Origin of the sequence: Desulfobacter curvatus DSM 3379 (assembly GCF_000373985.1) — a bacterium.
Taxonomy (GTDB): Bacteria; Desulfobacterota; Desulfobacteria; order Desulfobacterales; family Desulfobacteraceae; genus Desulfobacter; species Desulfobacter curvatus.
Genome location: NZ_KB893079.1, coordinates 1 through 14333 on the forward strand (window position 1 = coordinate 1; position 14333 = coordinate 14333).

Below are 14333 nucleotides of genomic sequence, written 5' to 3' on the forward strand. Positions count from 1 at the left end.
ACGTATATAAAACTTTTATAGTATAAACCGACCGCCGCTGATGATTTAAAAAGTTGTCTTCTGTGCTTGAATTGTTATCCGAAAGAGATAGCTTTATTGATTTGATACCTTCAATTTGTAACGGTAATAAAAGTGTTGTGGAACAAAAAGCCATACAACCAATGGAACGCTATTCCCTTTTTTGAGGGGAGTGTTTCATATAAAAAAAAAAAAAAAACAATTTATCTCATATCTTATGGATACTTGATAAATCTCCAGAATATGGATGTCCCGTTAAAACAATTAAGCGTCAAGCATTACACTAGTTGCTTTGATAACTACGTTAGCGGATTTGCCTGCATCCAACCCAAGTTTTTCTACAGAACTTGTGGTAATAGATGAAACAACCTCTCAACGCCGGGTGCGATCTCGATAACAACTTCAGCCATAACCATGCCTTTTTTTACTTCCTTCACTGTTCCCTTCAGAACGTTTCTTGCACTCAGAGCCATATTCGCCTCCCTATTTAAAAATTCAATCACTAAATTAAAACATTTCGCTGAAAACAACTGCGCTCTCAGCATAGAGTAAATATACATCTAAAATACAATAATTCAAGTTAAATCGGTTGTTCCAAAAACGAATAACGTATTGATTTTACATCATTATCTTATATATCAACCGGTTGAGGGATTTGGAAAAACGGTCTGGGGGACAAATAGTTGGTTGCTAAACTGAACGCCTCTTTTCAAATTCATGAGGTAGTGTTGATTCTCCCTGTTAAAACCCATGTTCGTTATTGGTATTTTAAATATAAAGATGAACATCGATTATCTCCCCCGGCGTTACATTTGCCATTGCTATATAGGGATATATTGGTGGTTGACAGACCAATGCATGACGTTTATTAACGTCATTATTTTCAATTAGGAATATAACACCCTACAATATAAGTCTATAATTAGAGATGTCTTCTATTGAAATCAAGGACCGGCTTAGGCAAATTAAATCTGAAATTTCATGATGTTAAAAGAGAACAAGTCTGGATCCGCCTTATTTTTTCACAAGTTCTCGTCGCAGCATCTCAAGGGCCATGGCGGCAAACAGTTGTTTGTTGCGCTGACGGTCGCCGCGATCCAGCAAAAAACGTTGGGAATGCGCCCCAAACGGACCTGCCACTCCAATACATACGGTCCCCACAGGTTTATCCTCACTGCCGCCTGAAGGGCCTGCAATGCCTGTGGTAGACACAGCCCAGTCAGATCCGCCGGCGGCTTTGACGCCGGTTGCCATTTCAAGTGCCGTGGTCTCATCCACCGCCCCATTATTTTCTAACGTTTCATGGGACACATTAAGAATCGCTTCTTTAGCAGAATTGGCATAGGTGGTGGCTGAAAATAAAAAATAGTCAGAAGCACCCGGCACATCCGTTATCAGGTGGGCCACAAGTCCGCCGGTACAGGATTCAGCTACACTGAGTGTCTGGCCGTGCGTTGCCAGAATCCGCCCGACTTCCTGGGCCAGGGTCAACCCCTGGTCTGAAATAACTTTTGATCCTATCCTATCCATTACCCATAGTTTTGCCTGGTTCATCTGTGTGGCACTATCCAGGTCCTGTTGTGCCTTGGAAATCGTCTCTTTAATCAGAGAGAGCTTGACCTCAATAATAGGGAATCTGATCCTGAACCCCAGATGAATTTCGGGAAACTGCTCATTGAAACCCGAAAGCGACTCCTCGACCCTGGATTCAGGCATGCCGAACACCATCAGGCGTATGACCTGGATCTCACCGGCATGCCCGGTTATTTCATTTAATTGGGGCCTGACGTTCAGATCAAACATCCGCTCCATTTCCCTTGAGACACCAGGCATACAAAAAAAACGGCAATTGCCGATACTCATGGAAAACCCCGGCGCAGTACCGTGAAGATTTTCCATAAACGTTGCGCCGTTGGGCAGCAGGGCCTGTTTTTCATTGGCGGGTGTTAGATCGAACCCGCGTTTATCAAAATACTTTTCCATAGAGCGCAGAGCTGCGGCATCCAAATCAAGTCTCACCCCGGCAGCATTGGCAATGGCTTGGGTCGTTAAATCATCGGACGTAGGTCCAAGGCCGCCGGTCATGACACAGACATCTGCGGTGGATGCGATGCTTTTAATCTCACTGACAAGGGCTGCCATATCATCGCGCACAGCACTTGTCTTTATTACGGTTACGCCTAAACGTTTAAGCTGCCGGCATAAAAAAGCGCTGTTGGTGTCTACAATATCGCCAAGCAGCACCTCATTGCCTGTGGAAAAAACATGGCCTTTGGTCATGGGAAAGTCCTTTTGAATCACATTAAGTTGTTGAAAAACATGGCATGGTTGGATGAAAAAAAGGCCGGATTTTTCCTAAATCTGGACCCTACACCCAGCTGTTTTTTAAACTCTTTATCAATAAACGATTTCACATTACGACGGGTCCAGCCCCAGGGGTGCTCAAAATTAAGATATAAGGAGAGATCACCATGGTAAAATTCATGGGTCACAAGCCCTTGGGCATCTTCACTGAACTTAGGCAAATTAAACACGGACAGATTCAGATAGTCAATATCTGATTTATGCGTCTTGATGTACTCTAATGTTCGGTGGGCGGCAGCCTCATCTTCATAGTGGGTGCCGAAAAGCAGGTAGACAAAAGTCAGAATTCCTACGGCCTTAAGATTGGCAAGGGTGGCTGACACAAGCTCAAGATCCGTGCCCTTTCCCATATCCTCCAGAACCTTCTGATCGCCGGATTCAAGTCCGAGTTTAAGCATCTCACACCCGCTTTGCTTAAGAGCCCTGCAAAATTGGAGATCGGCAAAATCCTTTTCAAACCGAACAAATCCATACCACTTAAACGCACACGTCTGCCTGGAAAGCGCACGCAAAAATGCAGGCGTCACCGCATTGTCAATAAAATGCACAACCTCAGGATTATGGTTTTGGGCCATTAAGTCAAGATCCCCAAGCACCCGATCGGCCCGCTGGGTCGAGTAGGGACGTGTTTCAGCCTTTTCAGGACAGAACCTGCATTTGCTCCAGTAACACCCGATGGATCCTCTGAAAGGCAAAATTTTTGCCGGCGCAATATAATCATGGTTATCGGCAAACCCGTAGTCCGGCACATAATGTTTTTTTTCAATGCCGGGTTTTCCAAGCAGCGCAAGCAAAGGAGATTCCCCCTCCCCTTTGACCAGATGATCAATCAGGTTTGAAAAGGGGTTATTAAAATCAGGGCGGCTCATCCAGGAAGAGATCAATCCCCCGCCCATGACAAGTATTTTACCAGGAAAATTATCCTTGATCCATCCGGCCAGGGCAAAACTAACCAGGGCTTGGTTGAGATAACAAAGGGAGATGCCGATCCAGGGATGATCCCAGGATTCCATCACGGGACGAAGTTTTTCTTCAAAATATGAAAAAAAAGGATTTTCCTGATATGATGCAGCACTGTCAAGCAAGGCCTTGGAGTCCACCGAAGAGAGTTGATTGTCCGAATAGTCGCTTAAACTGATTCTGAATCGTGACCGGTCCACGGATACAGCCACCAGCCGGTTCAGATCATAGACCCGCTGGTGGTAGCGGTCAAAATTGGTGTACAGATCAGGATTGCAAAGGTCGTTTAAAATGGCTGCCCTGTTTTTCAAAGCCCGCCGGGTCCAGGAATCGGTTGCCTTGTCTTTTCCCACGGAAGTTATCAACCATAAAAGACCGTCCACATTAGCGTCAATGCATTTACAGTCAATACCGTTTTCCTTTAATGCAGATGACAAAAGTGCAATGCCGGCGGGCGGTTCACAGGGTTTTGCCACAGGGGGGAAAAGCAAAAGCATTTAAATCAATCCCAAGCCTTTATCATAAATAAATCTTAAGCTAAAATACGTCCCAATTAAAACCATGAAGGACATGAAGATTGATTTTCGGTATATAATCTTCATGTCCTTCATGTTCTTTATGGTTAAATAAAACAGTCAATATATAAATGCCGGTGCCCAATAGTGCCAGCTTTTTTTTCATCTTTGTCCGGTCTTTGTTTATAAATTTTAAATTTTGTTTCTACCAACAGAAACATTTTTATTGACACCATTATTATTTATTGACACTACTATTAAAACCATTTAATTTGACCGTTAAAAAATCTATACAGATAAGGGCACGTATGAAAACTTTTGCAACCAACCAGAAACAAACTTTATGGCATTGGCGTTCATGGCCAATATGGCAATGGCTGTTGCACCGGTTATCGAAGATGCTTTAGATTCTTGTGACATATCGCTGCAGCAGCTTTTACGTAAATTCATGGCTGTTGCGGACCCAAGGCTGACAACATCCATGTCGGCCTTTTTTTATTTTAAACAGCCATGGGACGATCTTAACCCACAAAAAAGTTGAAAGTTCTGTGTCGGTGACACAGACTTTCTTAATAAAGGATTTTTTAATGATATTAGACAGACTGCCGGATAAAGACCAATTCATCAAACTTGCCCAATCCGCCAATGTCATACCTGTGGCCACAAGGGTGCTTGCAGACAGTGATACACCCGTATCCATTCTGCAGAAATGCTATGAAAAGGACAAGGCGTGCTTCCTTTTAGAGAGTGTGGAAGGTGGCGAGCGGTGGGGCCGTTACAGCTTTCTTGGGGTATCCGCTTTTGGGCACATCAAAATTTTTAAAACCCATGTCCTTGTGGAGACCCGCCATGATACAAAAAAAATCAATCATGACAATGATCCTTTAAGTGTCATGCGGGATGTTATCAAAAAATTTACCCCTGCCGATATCCCTGATTTACCAAGGTTCTGGAGCGGAATCACCGGTTACTTTGCCTATGAAATCGTTTCTTTTTTCGAAAACATTGACGTTTCCCTGCCCGAGGGCACCCCATACGGCCATTTTATTATTCCTGAGCAGATGATCATTTTTGACAATATCAAACAGACCTTGACCTGCCTGAACATCTGTTACCTGTCCGAAACCGATGATCCGGCCACGGTCTATGATCATGCCAGGGAAAACGTTGACACACTTGTCAAAGATTTAGGAAAACCCTTTGCTCCCAAGGCCGCGCCTTATGTTGCCGATACGCAGCTTGTACCTGAAACACCGGCCGAAGAGTACATGGAAGGGGTTAGAACCATTAAGGACCATATTGTGGAAGGCGATATTTTCCAGGCTGTATATTCCCAGCCGTTCTCATGCAAAACAACGGTTGACCCCATACTGATCTACCGGGCCCAGCGCTACATCAACCCGTCACCTTACATGTTTTTCATGAATTTCACGGACCGGATCATTGCAGGCTCTTCTCCTGAAACCATGGTACGCCTGGAAAACCGGGTGGCCACCCTGCGCCCCATTGCCGGAACAAGACCCCGGGGAAAGAGCGAACAACAAGACCGGACCCTGGCCGATGATCTGCTCAATGATGAAAAGGAAAAGGCAGAACACGTCATGCTCATTGATCTTGGCCGAAATGACCTTGGCCGGGTGGCCCAGGCCGGCACGGTACAGGTGACCGACACCATGGTCATTGAACGCTACTCCCATGTCATGCATCTGGTCTCCAACATCACCTGTGATTTAAAAGAGGAGTGCGACGCCTTTGATCTGTTCAAGGCCACCTTTCCGGCAGGCACCTTGTCCGGAGCCCCCAAAATCCGGGCCATGGAGATCATCGGCAAGCTTGAAAACCGTCAACGGGGTGTCTATGGCGGGGCTGCAGGGTACATCTCTTTTACCGGCAACATGGACTTTGCCATCACCATCCGAACCGCGGTCATGGAAAACGATAAACTGACCGTACAGGCAGGGGCAGGTATTGTCTATGATTCAGATCCTGAAACCGAATTGAACGAATGCATCAACAAGGCCAAAAGCGTTGAAATGGCATTAAAACTTGCGCTGTCACAAAGCACAAAAGGATAGTTAAAATATGAAAACAGCAATAATAGACAACTACGATTCCTTTACCTTTAACCTGGTGCATTATGTGCTGCATACAGGGGCCCAGGCAGAGGTTTTCAGAAATGATAAGATCAGCGTGGCCGAACTTGAGGAGTTAGGATTTGATGCCGTTATCCTGTCACCGGGACCAGGCAGGCCCGAGGATGCAGGCATCTGCCTTGAACTGGTACAAAAGCTGTCGGGAAAAGTTCCTATCCTGGGTGTCTGTTTAGGGCATCAGACCATTGCCCAAAGTTTTGGCGGCACCATTATCCATGCCAAATCCATTATGCATGGAAAAACATCCATGGTGGAAGCAGACGGCAAACATATTTTTTCAGGCATCAACAAGCCCTTTAATGTGATGCGTTACCACTCCCTGGCGGTCCAGGAATCGGACCTTCCCGACTGTCTGGAAGTGACGGCCAGAACCCTGGACGGGGAAATCATGGGTATAAGACACAAAGAACACCCCACCCAGGGGGTTCAGTTCCATCCGGAATCTTTCATGACCACCGTGGGAAAACGGCTGATCAGAAACTTCATCAAAGGAGCATGATATGGATTTTACAGATTATCTGAATACCATAGTAAGCGGACAGAATCTTAGCCAGGATCAGATGGCCGAAATGCTGGATACCATATTCTCAGGACAGGCCACCGAAGCACAGGTCGGCGCATTCATGGCCGCCCTGGCCACAAAGGGGGAGACATTTGAGGAACTTGCCGGTGCGGCCCGGGCCATGCGCACCAAGGCGGTTCGTGTTCAAACCCTTGCCAAAAAGGTCATTGATACCTGCGGTACAGGCGGTGACGCCTTAGGGTCATTTAATATTTCCACCACAACAGCCTTTGTCATTGCCGGCGCCGGCATAACCGTGGCAAAACACGGCAACCGGTCCGTCACCAGTAAATGCGGGTCTGCTGATGTACTTGAAGAACTTGGAATTAATTTGAGTGTAGACCCTGAAATTGTGGAAGAGGCCATCAATGAAATCGGCATTGGTTTCATGTTTGCGCCCCTGTACCACGGCTCCATGAAATACGCCATGAAAGCCCGCACTGAATGCAAAATCAGAAGTATTTTCAATATGCTCGGCCCATTGACCAACCCGGCAGCCGCCTCATGCCAGATCCTTGGGGTATATGCACCGGAATTAACGGAAATGTTTGGAAAGGCATTGAATCTGCTGGGTGTGGAAAAGGCCTTTGTGGTCCACGGCCATGACGGCATGGATGAGATGACCACCACAGGCCTGACCCGGGTGACGGAACTCAATGACGGCATGATTAAAACCTATGATGTGGATCCCTTGACCTATTTTGACGAATACGCCGACCCCAAGGATCTTTTGGGCGGTAATGCAAAACATAATGCCGCCATCACCCGGGCCATTCTGTCCGGGGGAAAGGGCCCGAAACAGGATATTGTCTTGCTCAATGCAGGTGCAGGTCTTGTGGCCGCTGATGCTGCCCCCACCATTGAAAAGGGCATTGAGATGGCCTTAAGATCCATTGAAACCGGAGCAGCCATGGAAAAACTTGAGTTGCTGGCCGATTATACCAGGGAAAACGCTTAACCCGAAAGGCAGATAAATGAAAGGATTTCTCAACGCTGTTGTTGATGTTAAAAATGAGGAAATAAACCAGGCCAAAAGCAAGGTGCCATTAACCGCCATTCGCCATGATGCCGAACATACACCGGTTCCGGCCTCTTTTGCCGATGCAATGGCGCATTCTACCCCAAAGGCTGTGGGTATCATTGCCGAGGTCAAAAAAGCATCGCCTTCCAAGGGGGACATCAGAACCGATATTGACGTGGCTGCCTATGCCAAGGCCTACACCCAGGGCAGAGCAAGGGCCATATCGGTGCTCACGGAATCAAAGTACTTTAAAGGCACCTTGTCTGATCTCAAACTTGTATGTCAAAACACGGATCTGCCCGTACTTCGAAAGGATTTTATCTTTTCCGAATACCAAATTTATGAAGCCAAAAAGGCAGGGGCATCTGCAGTTCTCTTGATCACCACCCTGCTCGACCCGGCCCAGCAGGCAGAGCTGACCGTTCTTACCCGGGAACTTGGCATGGAGCCGCTGGTGGAAATCAATTCAGAATTTGAATTTGAGCAGGCATATAAAGCCCAGGCCCGGGTGGTGGGTATTAACAACAGAAACCTGGCCACTCTTGAGGTGGACACAAGTGTAGCAAAACGTGTGGCAAAAATTTTTCCCGATGAAATCATCCCCGTGGAGGCCTCGGGCATTTCCGGCCGCCCCGGTATTGAAGCCGGCATTGAAAACCGTATTTTCAATTTTCTTGTGGGAGAAAGTATTGTCCGCGCAGAGGACCCGGCCCAGTTTATCAAAACCCTTATCGGCATCAAAGCGGAGGACGCCTGACAGCCATGGATCAATTCCCTGCATCGAAATGGAAGATACCAGACCAACGGCACAAGGTTCTGGTAAAGATATGCGGCCTGACCCTTGTGGATAATGCCCTTGACTGCGTGAGCGCCGGGGCCGATATCATCGGACTTGTTTTTTTTGAAAAAAGTCCCCGGCATGTAAGCAATGCCCAGGCCCGGGAGATTGCCCGGGCTCTTCCCAAAGAGGTGCCGGCCTGCGGGGTGTTTGTCAACGAAACCTTTGATACGATCATGCAGACCGTTTCTGACTGCGGGCTTGAAATCGTACAGCTGCACGGTGCAGAAACGCCTGAACTTGCTAAACGCTTATCAGCCCAAAACCTTGTAGTGACCAAAGCGTTTTTTGCTGCAAGGCCCCCTGGGCTCTGTGACACGGAAAAATACGGATCAGCCGATTTTTGTCTGGCGGAATACGGCAAGGGAATACTTCCCGGGGGAAATGCAGAAGCCTGGGATTACGGCCAGGCCCTTGAGATGGCACAAAAAGTGCGTTTGATGCTGGCCGGCGGGCTTGACCCGGAGAATGTGGCGGATGCGGTTGCAAGGATACGCCCCCATGCCGTTGATGTCTCTTCGGGTGTGGAAGAAGCAAAAGGAATCAAGGATATCGCAAAGGTCAAAGACTTTATCAGGGCTGCAAAATCTATCCATTTGCAGCCCTGACGTGCCGGTCTCTATCTGACCAATAAATTGGTCCCGGGATATATTTTATCTTCGGGCGTCAAATTATTCAGTTTGCGTATTGCTGCGACACTGGTTTTATATTTCTGGGAAATTGACCACAGGGTTTCACCCTTTTGAACCGTATGAAACTGGTTGGTCTTTTCGGGTTTCACAACTTTTGGTTTCACCGTTTTTTTCTGTGTTACCTGAACTTTTTTCTTGGGTGCAAGTGCCGGTTTCTTTACTTTAGGCTCGGATTTGACAACGGCCTTTTGGGGCGGAGGTGGAGGCGGGGGCGTCGCGGCAACAACAGCCAATTTGCGTAATCGGCCTTCAAGTTTGTCCACACGCTCAATCAGGGTATCAAGCTTTAGGTTGACTGCCGTCTCAACGCGCGTCATCCGTTCATCAAGGCCGGACACGGCCCGTGATGCCCCTTGGTTTTCATTCCGATCCGAAGATGATGCTATCTTTGCCAAAGAGATCTCAAGGGCGGAGATGCGGTCCTCGAAACCCGGGGCTGTCTGATCTTCGCCGTTAGTTGAAACGGCCTTATGTTCACGGCTTTCCTGTGTTGATGAGCCCTTGAAAAAAAAGAAAAAAACCAAGACCGTAACCATCAGGGCAGCGATGAGAATCATGGTAAATTCATTTTTTTTCAGCAATGAAGAGCCCTGCTCAATGGCGGACACCCTGGGTTCATTTTCTTTCTGGTTTGTCTCTTTGCCGGAATTATAAATTTGGGATTCAGAGGAGGGATTCTTTTTCATTTGTTGGCTCCTGGAAGAAGATGATGTCTCAATTTCTCTTAAATAGCATTTCAGTCTGTTATTTCAAGCCCAAACAATATTTTTTATTAAACCCAGCGTCAATATATCATTTTATGCACAAGGATATAACCTTGAACCCCGGGTTTCAAATGTGCTAATATTTAAGATATTATTCACTTGGCATAATTTAAAACCAGACAAAAAATCAGGAATTTATTATGCGGTTGAAGTCCTCATTCACTATACCGTTTTTTCTTTTTGTTTTCACACTAATGAACCAGTCTGTGGCTTTGGATGCATTTGCCCAAGACTCTTTTATTAATAAAATCGGAATGAAATTTGTTCTGATTCCGGCAGGGTCTTTTATTATGGGAAGTCCTGACTCGGAGATGGGGCGGCAGAAAGACGAGAAACAACACAAGGTGATCATCACCAAAAGCTTTTACATGTCGGAAACCGAAGTAACCCAGGGTCAATGGGACCGCCTTGTATCTCCGAATCCGTCATCCTTTAAATTAGGTAAATACTACCCCATGGATACCGTATCCTGGTATGACGCAGTTGAATTTATTCGGTTTTTAAATAAAAGAGAAGGAACAAGTAAATACCGTTTGCCCACGGAGGCGGAATGGGAATATGCCTGCCGGGCCGGCAGTCAAACGGCCTTTGCCACAGGGGACGTTACCACCTTTTCCTGCAAAGAACCGGAAGCAGCGCTTGTTGATCATGCCTGGTACTGCTTTAATTCCGGTGGTTTTTCGCCGGTCGGGGACTTCAAACCCCACCCGGTCAAACTACTTAAACCCAATAAATGGGGACTTTACGACATGCACGGCAATGTTCAGGAGTGGGTCCAGGATGCCTGTGAGTGGCGCACCATATGGAGTGCGGGAACCGGAACCATCACCCAGACCTATGTTGACGGCATTCGGGATCCTTTGGAAACAAAAGGTGGCCACCGGGTGGTCAGGGGCGGCGGATGGTTCCAGAACAGCAAATACCAGCGATGCGCCTACCGCACCAATTACAAGCCCGTGGCCCGCCGCAACAGCCTTGGGTTTAGAATCGTCCGGGAACAGTGAACGGGCAAGTTCAAACTCTGTTTTTTTAATCGATCATCAAGTTTTTAGGTAATTTGTTCAAATTCAAGGCGGAAACAATTTTTAACCGGAGGAATATACAACATATTTTGAGGATTAAAAATTGTTTCCAACGCCGAAGTTGGGCAAATTAACAAAAACTTGATCATCGAGTTTTATTGAACAGCCTGAAAAGATAAACCCCTGCCCCAAGCATTACAAAATCCCTGACAAGCAGCCAGACTGAGGACCAGATTCCTTTGGTTTCCCCTAAAGAAAAGCATCCGCAGTCAAATTCATGGCCCCGTATCAGATTAAAACCGATCAGAAAAATAAACCCCACCAGCATGGCATTAATTAATAACAGCCCCGGACGTTTGAGTATACCGGTTATCAAGGTGATACCGCAGACAAGCTCAACAAAAGGCATGACAATGGCTAACACATTTATGATCTGGTGGGGAAAAACGGCATAGCCGTACAAGATAGTGGCAAATTGATCCGGTGACAAAATTTTGTGCCAGGACGCAAAAATAAATGTGCCTCCCAGAAAGAGACGCAATGCCCATTCAATAAAGTATGCTTGGCGATTCAGATTCATGAATGAAAAATCAGCACAATTTTCGGATTCATATTTGACACGGGCCGAATTGCTCATGGGTCAATTTCCTGGGCGGCCACATCAAATCCCATTTCTTCCCATTCAGCAAACCCGCCGGCATAAACCGCCACATGGGCAAAGCCCATTTCAACCAAACGGGTGGCAAATGTATGGGAATCGTGGCAGGTCACGCCGGCGCAATAGACAAGGATATCATCTTCGGGGGTTATGTTTGACATCAGCTCTTTTTTCTCTTCTTCAAAATCCCCCAAAGGGAAATTCAATGCCCCTGGAATATGCCCTAGGTCATAAATCTCCGGCCAGCGGACATCAAGCACGATCACTGTCCCGGATTCCACCAGTCGCTTAACTTTAAGGGGATTGTTGATCTGTGTCACATCAACGGCGTGGGCCTTGTTTGCCCCGGCCATGACCACGCCCTGATCCGGATTCCACTGCCCCATGAGGGCAATACCGTTGGGGGAGAGGGCATTAATGCCAAGGCTTAGCATGACACAGATACTTAAAAGAAAAAAGCATCCTAGAATATCTCGTTTAAGAATCATAATCGGGCTTTAATTGTCTTGAATATATCCACCCGTTTTCGCATAACAATAAGCCTAAGCCAGACTTCGAGCATATGGGCCATCCCGGCCTCGTTGGTGCGGCCTTGAACCGGATCAGAGTTTAAACCGTCACGGCCGGGTTCTTTTACGTTTTCTTTGGAATCCGCAGTTTCCTTCTGCAGTTCAAGGCGGGAAATGGCCTTGAGGATATCCTCGTCATCATGGTTTTGGTTTGTATCAATTGCCCTGTAAATTTCAAGGGCATCGTCTATATACCCCTGTTTCTCATACAGGCGGGCCAGGGATAAGCTTGCAAAATTACGGGTCATTTTTCAGCTCCTTGATTCTTGGAGTTCTCTTTGAAAACCAATTCATCCTGGGCGGCCATTTCATGCTCATGTTTGGCCAGGTGCTTAATATATTCAATATCAGTCTTAAGTTTCAGTATCTCTTTTTCCATTTTTGAATTTTGGTTAACGGCAATGGTCGCCTGGGCTTCAAGCTGCTCCTGCCTGGACTTAAGCCGACTATAGTCCAATACCCCTTTTGTGGAAAAGAAAAACATAAATAAGAGAAGAACTACCCCTCCTATGGCCAGATAAAGGCATATTTTTTCCATACGGGTCATTTTTGTTTTAAAAAAATCCTTGTGAGCATTGCCATTTCCGGATTTGATGTAAGGTGGGCCGCCAACAAATAACATCCGGCACCGGCACCAATGCTGATAACAATGCCTGCCGCCTGAATTATTTTTGAATAGTCAGTCCAAAAATTCCATATCCATTTTACCAGAAAATACATTATAACAGACATAAAAACCGCTCTGCAAGCGCAAACCAGCACTGCCCTGCCCCGAAGCCCGAAGGGCCCGGATGCGACAAGCAGGACAAATCCGATTATACCGGACAGGGATACGGCCAAACTAAGCCCGGTTACCCCCATGTGTTGCACAAAAAACTGGCACAGCAAAACATTACACACAATGGACACAAGGCCTGCCATAAACGGCAACCGGATATTGGATAACGCATAGTAAAGCGCCACAAAGAGCCGGGTTCCGGCAACAGCCCAGAGCCCAAGAACCATAAACACAAGACACCGGCCGGTCTGGTCGACGGCTGTCAGATCAAAGGCCCCTCTGCCGAACAGCAACAAAACAATGGGACGGTTTAAGGCGATGATGCCGACTGTTGCAGGAATAATTAAAAAAAAAACCATGCGTACACCGGCATCAAACACAAGGCTGAAATCCTGGGTTCCATGTGTTTGATCAAGAAAACTAAATTCCACCCTCCTCTGGGCATGTTTACCGATTTCCAGGCAACCCGAACCTGCCATTGCAGACAGCATGGGCAATAAAACCGTGGCAACGGGAGAGGCCACCAAAGCCAAAGGAAACTGAACCAGGCGTTCAGCATAATTAAGATAAGAGACCGCACCCGGATCAAGCGTTGAGGCGGTAAGTCCCGCCACCAACAGATTAATCTGAAACGCCGCAGCCCCTATCATGGAAGGGCCAAGAGCAATAAAGGCTTTTTTTACATGGGGGTGCATCCTGACAAAGGCCTTAAAATCAAACATACCAAGCCTTGCAAGGCTTGGAAGTTGAAAGACAAGTTGAACAATGCCACCGGCGGTTACCCCAATGGCCAGAACTGCAATCTTTGGCGTAAACCGGTTGGAAAACAGTACCGCGGCCGTAATCATACAAAGGTTGAGCACAATTGGCGTGGCTGCAGGCACATAAAAATTTCCCTTTGCATGGAGCACGCTCATGGACAGGGCCACAAAAAAAATAATAAACATATAGGGTGCCATGATCCTGAACAGCAGGCAGGACAATATATGAGAATAAGAACCAGCACCATACCCCGGGGCAAAAAAATCTATTAAAAAAGGCGCAAAATAGATCCCAAAACCCACCAGCAGCGCCCCTGCAATGGATATAAAAAACAAGGCATTTAAAAACATGGCCACGGCCTGGTCTTTCTTGTTTTGGGCAAACTGTTTTGCAAACAACGGGATGAAAGAGATGCTTAAAATGCCGTCGGACATCATTTTCCGAATTAGATCAAAGGGCCTGAATGCAATGAAAAAAGCGTCGGAAACCATACCTGCACCAAAGATAAAAGCAATGACCGCATCCCTTATCATGCCAAGTATTCTTGAAATCAGCGTAATAGAACTGATGGATACTGCTTTTTTAATGAAGTGGGTCACAGGTTTTCCTTGACATGCATATCAGTTTTATATATTTTACCGAATTTGATATAAGTTT

General features: G+C 46.6%; 16 protein-coding genes. 7 read left to right on the forward strand and 9 right to left on the reverse strand.

What is annotated here, in order from left to right:
- Positions 1–282: 282 nt before the first annotated feature.
- The 3 genes from B147_RS33565 to B147_RS0118115 all read right to left on the reverse strand — a co-directional run bounded on the left by B147_RS33565 (position 283) and on the right by B147_RS0118115 (position 3839).
- Entirely contained in the window at positions 283–345 is a 63-nt protein-coding gene (locus tag B147_RS33565) for a hypothetical protein (RefSeq protein ID WP_425387035.1), read from the reverse strand.
- A gap of 687 nt (positions 346–1032) precedes the next feature.
- Positions 1033–2298, reverse strand: coding sequence for a CinA family nicotinamide mononucleotide deamidase-related protein (locus B147_RS0118110; protein WP_020588617.1), 1266 nt, complete (start codon positions 2296–2298; stop codon positions 1033–1035).
- Between the two features lie 17 nt (positions 2299–2315).
- Complete coding sequence (locus tag B147_RS0118115) at positions 2316–3839, reverse strand: B12-binding domain-containing radical SAM protein (protein WP_020588618.1); 1524 nt, start codon at positions 3837–3839, stop codon at positions 2316–2318.
- A 361-nt stretch (positions 3840–4200) separates the two neighbouring features.
- Here B147_RS0118115 and B147_RS0118125 point away from each other — a divergent pair, with 361 nt between their 5' ends.
- The 6 genes from B147_RS0118125 to B147_RS0118150 are packed head-to-tail and all read left to right on the forward strand — an operon-like array spanning position 4201 to position 9039.
- Positions 4201–4398, forward strand: a complete 198-nt coding sequence (locus tag B147_RS0118125; RefSeq protein ID WP_026259720.1) for a hypothetical protein — start codon at positions 4201–4203, stop codon at positions 4396–4398.
- 46 nt (positions 4399–4444) lie between these two features.
- Positions 4445–5932: an anthranilate synthase component I family protein gene (locus B147_RS0118130; RefSeq protein WP_020588621.1), complete on the forward strand. Its 1488-nt coding sequence runs from the start codon at positions 4445–4447 to the stop codon at positions 5930–5932.
- Between the two features lie 7 nt (positions 5933–5939).
- Positions 5940–6509 carry an anthranilate synthase component II gene (locus tag B147_RS0118135; RefSeq protein ID WP_020588622.1) on the forward strand — a complete coding sequence of 190 codons (570 nt, stop codon included), beginning with the start codon at positions 5940–5942 and terminating at the stop codon, positions 6507–6509.
- Position 6510: 1 nt separating this feature from the next.
- Positions 6511–7530, forward strand: coding sequence for an anthranilate phosphoribosyltransferase (trpD, locus tag B147_RS0118140; RefSeq protein WP_020588623.1), 1020 nt, complete (start codon positions 6511–6513; stop codon positions 7528–7530).
- A gap of 16 nt (positions 7531–7546) precedes the next feature.
- Entirely contained in the window at positions 7547–8350 is an 804-nt protein-coding gene (gene trpC, locus B147_RS0118145; RefSeq protein WP_020588624.1) for an indole-3-glycerol phosphate synthase TrpC, read from the forward strand.
- A gap of 5 nt (positions 8351–8355) precedes the next feature.
- On the forward strand, positions 8356–9039 hold the full coding sequence (locus tag B147_RS0118150; protein WP_020588625.1) for a phosphoribosylanthranilate isomerase: 684 nt from the start codon (positions 8356–8358) through the stop codon (positions 9037–9039).
- An 11-nt stretch (positions 9040–9050) separates the two neighbouring features.
- Here the strand turns inward: B147_RS0118150 and B147_RS0118155 are convergent, their stop codons facing one another.
- A complete protein-coding gene (locus B147_RS0118155; RefSeq protein WP_020588626.1) occupies positions 9051–9809 on the reverse strand; it encodes a LysM peptidoglycan-binding domain-containing protein in 759 nt (252 codons plus the stop codon).
- A gap of 218 nt (positions 9810–10027) precedes the next feature.
- Between B147_RS0118155 and B147_RS0118160 the strand changes: the two genes are divergently transcribed.
- The gene (locus tag B147_RS0118160; RefSeq protein WP_020588627.1) at positions 10028–10891 is read left to right on the forward strand and encodes a formylglycine-generating enzyme family protein; all 864 of its coding nucleotides are present in this window, start codon (positions 10028–10030) and stop codon (positions 10889–10891) included.
- 163 nt (positions 10892–11054) lie between these two features.
- Here the strand turns inward: B147_RS0118160 and B147_RS0118165 are convergent, their stop codons facing one another.
- From B147_RS0118165 to murJ, 5 genes are read right to left on the reverse strand one after another with little or no spacing between them, the layout of a single operon-like run.
- Entirely contained in the window at positions 11055–11546 is a 492-nt protein-coding gene (locus B147_RS0118165) for a MauE/DoxX family redox-associated membrane protein (RefSeq protein WP_020588628.1), read from the reverse strand.
- Positions 11543–12055: a rhodanese-like domain-containing protein gene (locus B147_RS30525; protein ID WP_020588629.1), complete on the reverse strand. Its 513-nt coding sequence runs from the start codon at positions 12053–12055 to the stop codon at positions 11543–11545. The genes B147_RS0118165 and B147_RS30525 overlap by 4 nt, the downstream gene beginning before the upstream one ends.
- Positions 12052–12384, reverse strand: a complete 333-nt coding sequence (locus B147_RS0118175; RefSeq protein WP_020588630.1) for a hypothetical protein — start codon at positions 12382–12384, stop codon at positions 12052–12054. The genes B147_RS30525 and B147_RS0118175 overlap by 4 nt, the downstream gene beginning before the upstream one ends.
- Positions 12381–12683, reverse strand: coding sequence for an FtsB family cell division protein (locus B147_RS0118180; protein WP_020588631.1), 303 nt, complete (start codon positions 12681–12683; stop codon positions 12381–12383). The genes B147_RS0118175 and B147_RS0118180 overlap by 4 nt, the downstream gene beginning before the upstream one ends.
- Positions 12680–14275 carry a murein biosynthesis integral membrane protein MurJ gene (gene murJ, locus B147_RS0118185; RefSeq protein WP_020588632.1) on the reverse strand — a complete coding sequence of 532 codons (1596 nt, stop codon included), beginning with the start codon at positions 14273–14275 and terminating at the stop codon, positions 12680–12682. Before murJ ends, B147_RS0118180 begins: the two co-directional genes overlap by 4 nt.
- Positions 14276–14333: the final 58 nt, after the last annotated feature.

What these genes read in the sequence shown, in the direction of transcription:
- B147_RS0118155 (WP_020588626.1), bottom strand. Translation starts at nt 9,809, where the DNA reads ATGAAAAAGAATCCCTCCTCTGAATCCCAAATTTATAATTCCGGCAAA.
- B147_RS0118135 (WP_020588622.1), top strand. Translation starts at nt 5,940, where the DNA reads ATGAAAACAGCAATAATAGACAACTACGATTCCTTTACCTTTAACCTG.
- B147_RS0118180 (WP_020588631.1), bottom strand. Translation starts at nt 12,683, where the DNA reads ATGACCCGTATGGAAAAAATATGCCTTTATCTGGCCATAGGAGGGGTA.
- B147_RS30525 (WP_020588629.1), bottom strand. Translation starts at nt 12,055, where the DNA reads ATGATTCTTAAACGAGATATTCTAGGATGCTTTTTTCTTTTAAGTATC.
- B147_RS0118125 (WP_026259720.1), top strand. Translation starts at nt 4,201, where the DNA reads ATGGCATTGGCGTTCATGGCCAATATGGCAATGGCTGTTGCACCGGTT.
- B147_RS0118160 (WP_020588627.1), top strand. Translation starts at nt 10,028, where the DNA reads ATGCGGTTGAAGTCCTCATTCACTATACCGTTTTTTCTTTTTGTTTTC.
- B147_RS0118150 (WP_020588625.1), top strand. Translation starts at nt 8,356, where the DNA reads ATGGATCAATTCCCTGCATCGAAATGGAAGATACCAGACCAACGGCAC.
- trpC (WP_020588624.1), top strand. Translation starts at nt 7,547, where the DNA reads ATGAAAGGATTTCTCAACGCTGTTGTTGATGTTAAAAATGAGGAAATA.
- B147_RS0118175 (WP_020588630.1), bottom strand. Translation starts at nt 12,384, where the DNA reads ATGACCCGTAATTTTGCAAGCTTATCCCTGGCCCGCCTGTATGAGAAA.
- B147_RS0118110 (WP_020588617.1), bottom strand. Translation starts at nt 2,298, where the DNA reads ATGACCAAAGGCCATGTTTTTTCCACAGGCAATGAGGTGCTGCTTGGC.
- B147_RS0118165 (WP_020588628.1), bottom strand. Translation starts at nt 11,546, where the DNA reads ATGAGCAATTCGGCCCGTGTCAAATATGAATCCGAAAATTGTGCTGAT.
- trpD (WP_020588623.1), top strand. Translation starts at nt 6,511, where the DNA reads ATGGATTTTACAGATTATCTGAATACCATAGTAAGCGGACAGAATCTT.
- B147_RS0118130 (WP_020588621.1), top strand. Translation starts at nt 4,445, where the DNA reads ATGATATTAGACAGACTGCCGGATAAAGACCAATTCATCAAACTTGCC.
- B147_RS0118115 (WP_020588618.1), bottom strand. Translation starts at nt 3,839, where the DNA reads ATGCTTTTGCTTTTCCCCCCTGTGGCAAAACCCTGTGAACCGCCCGCC.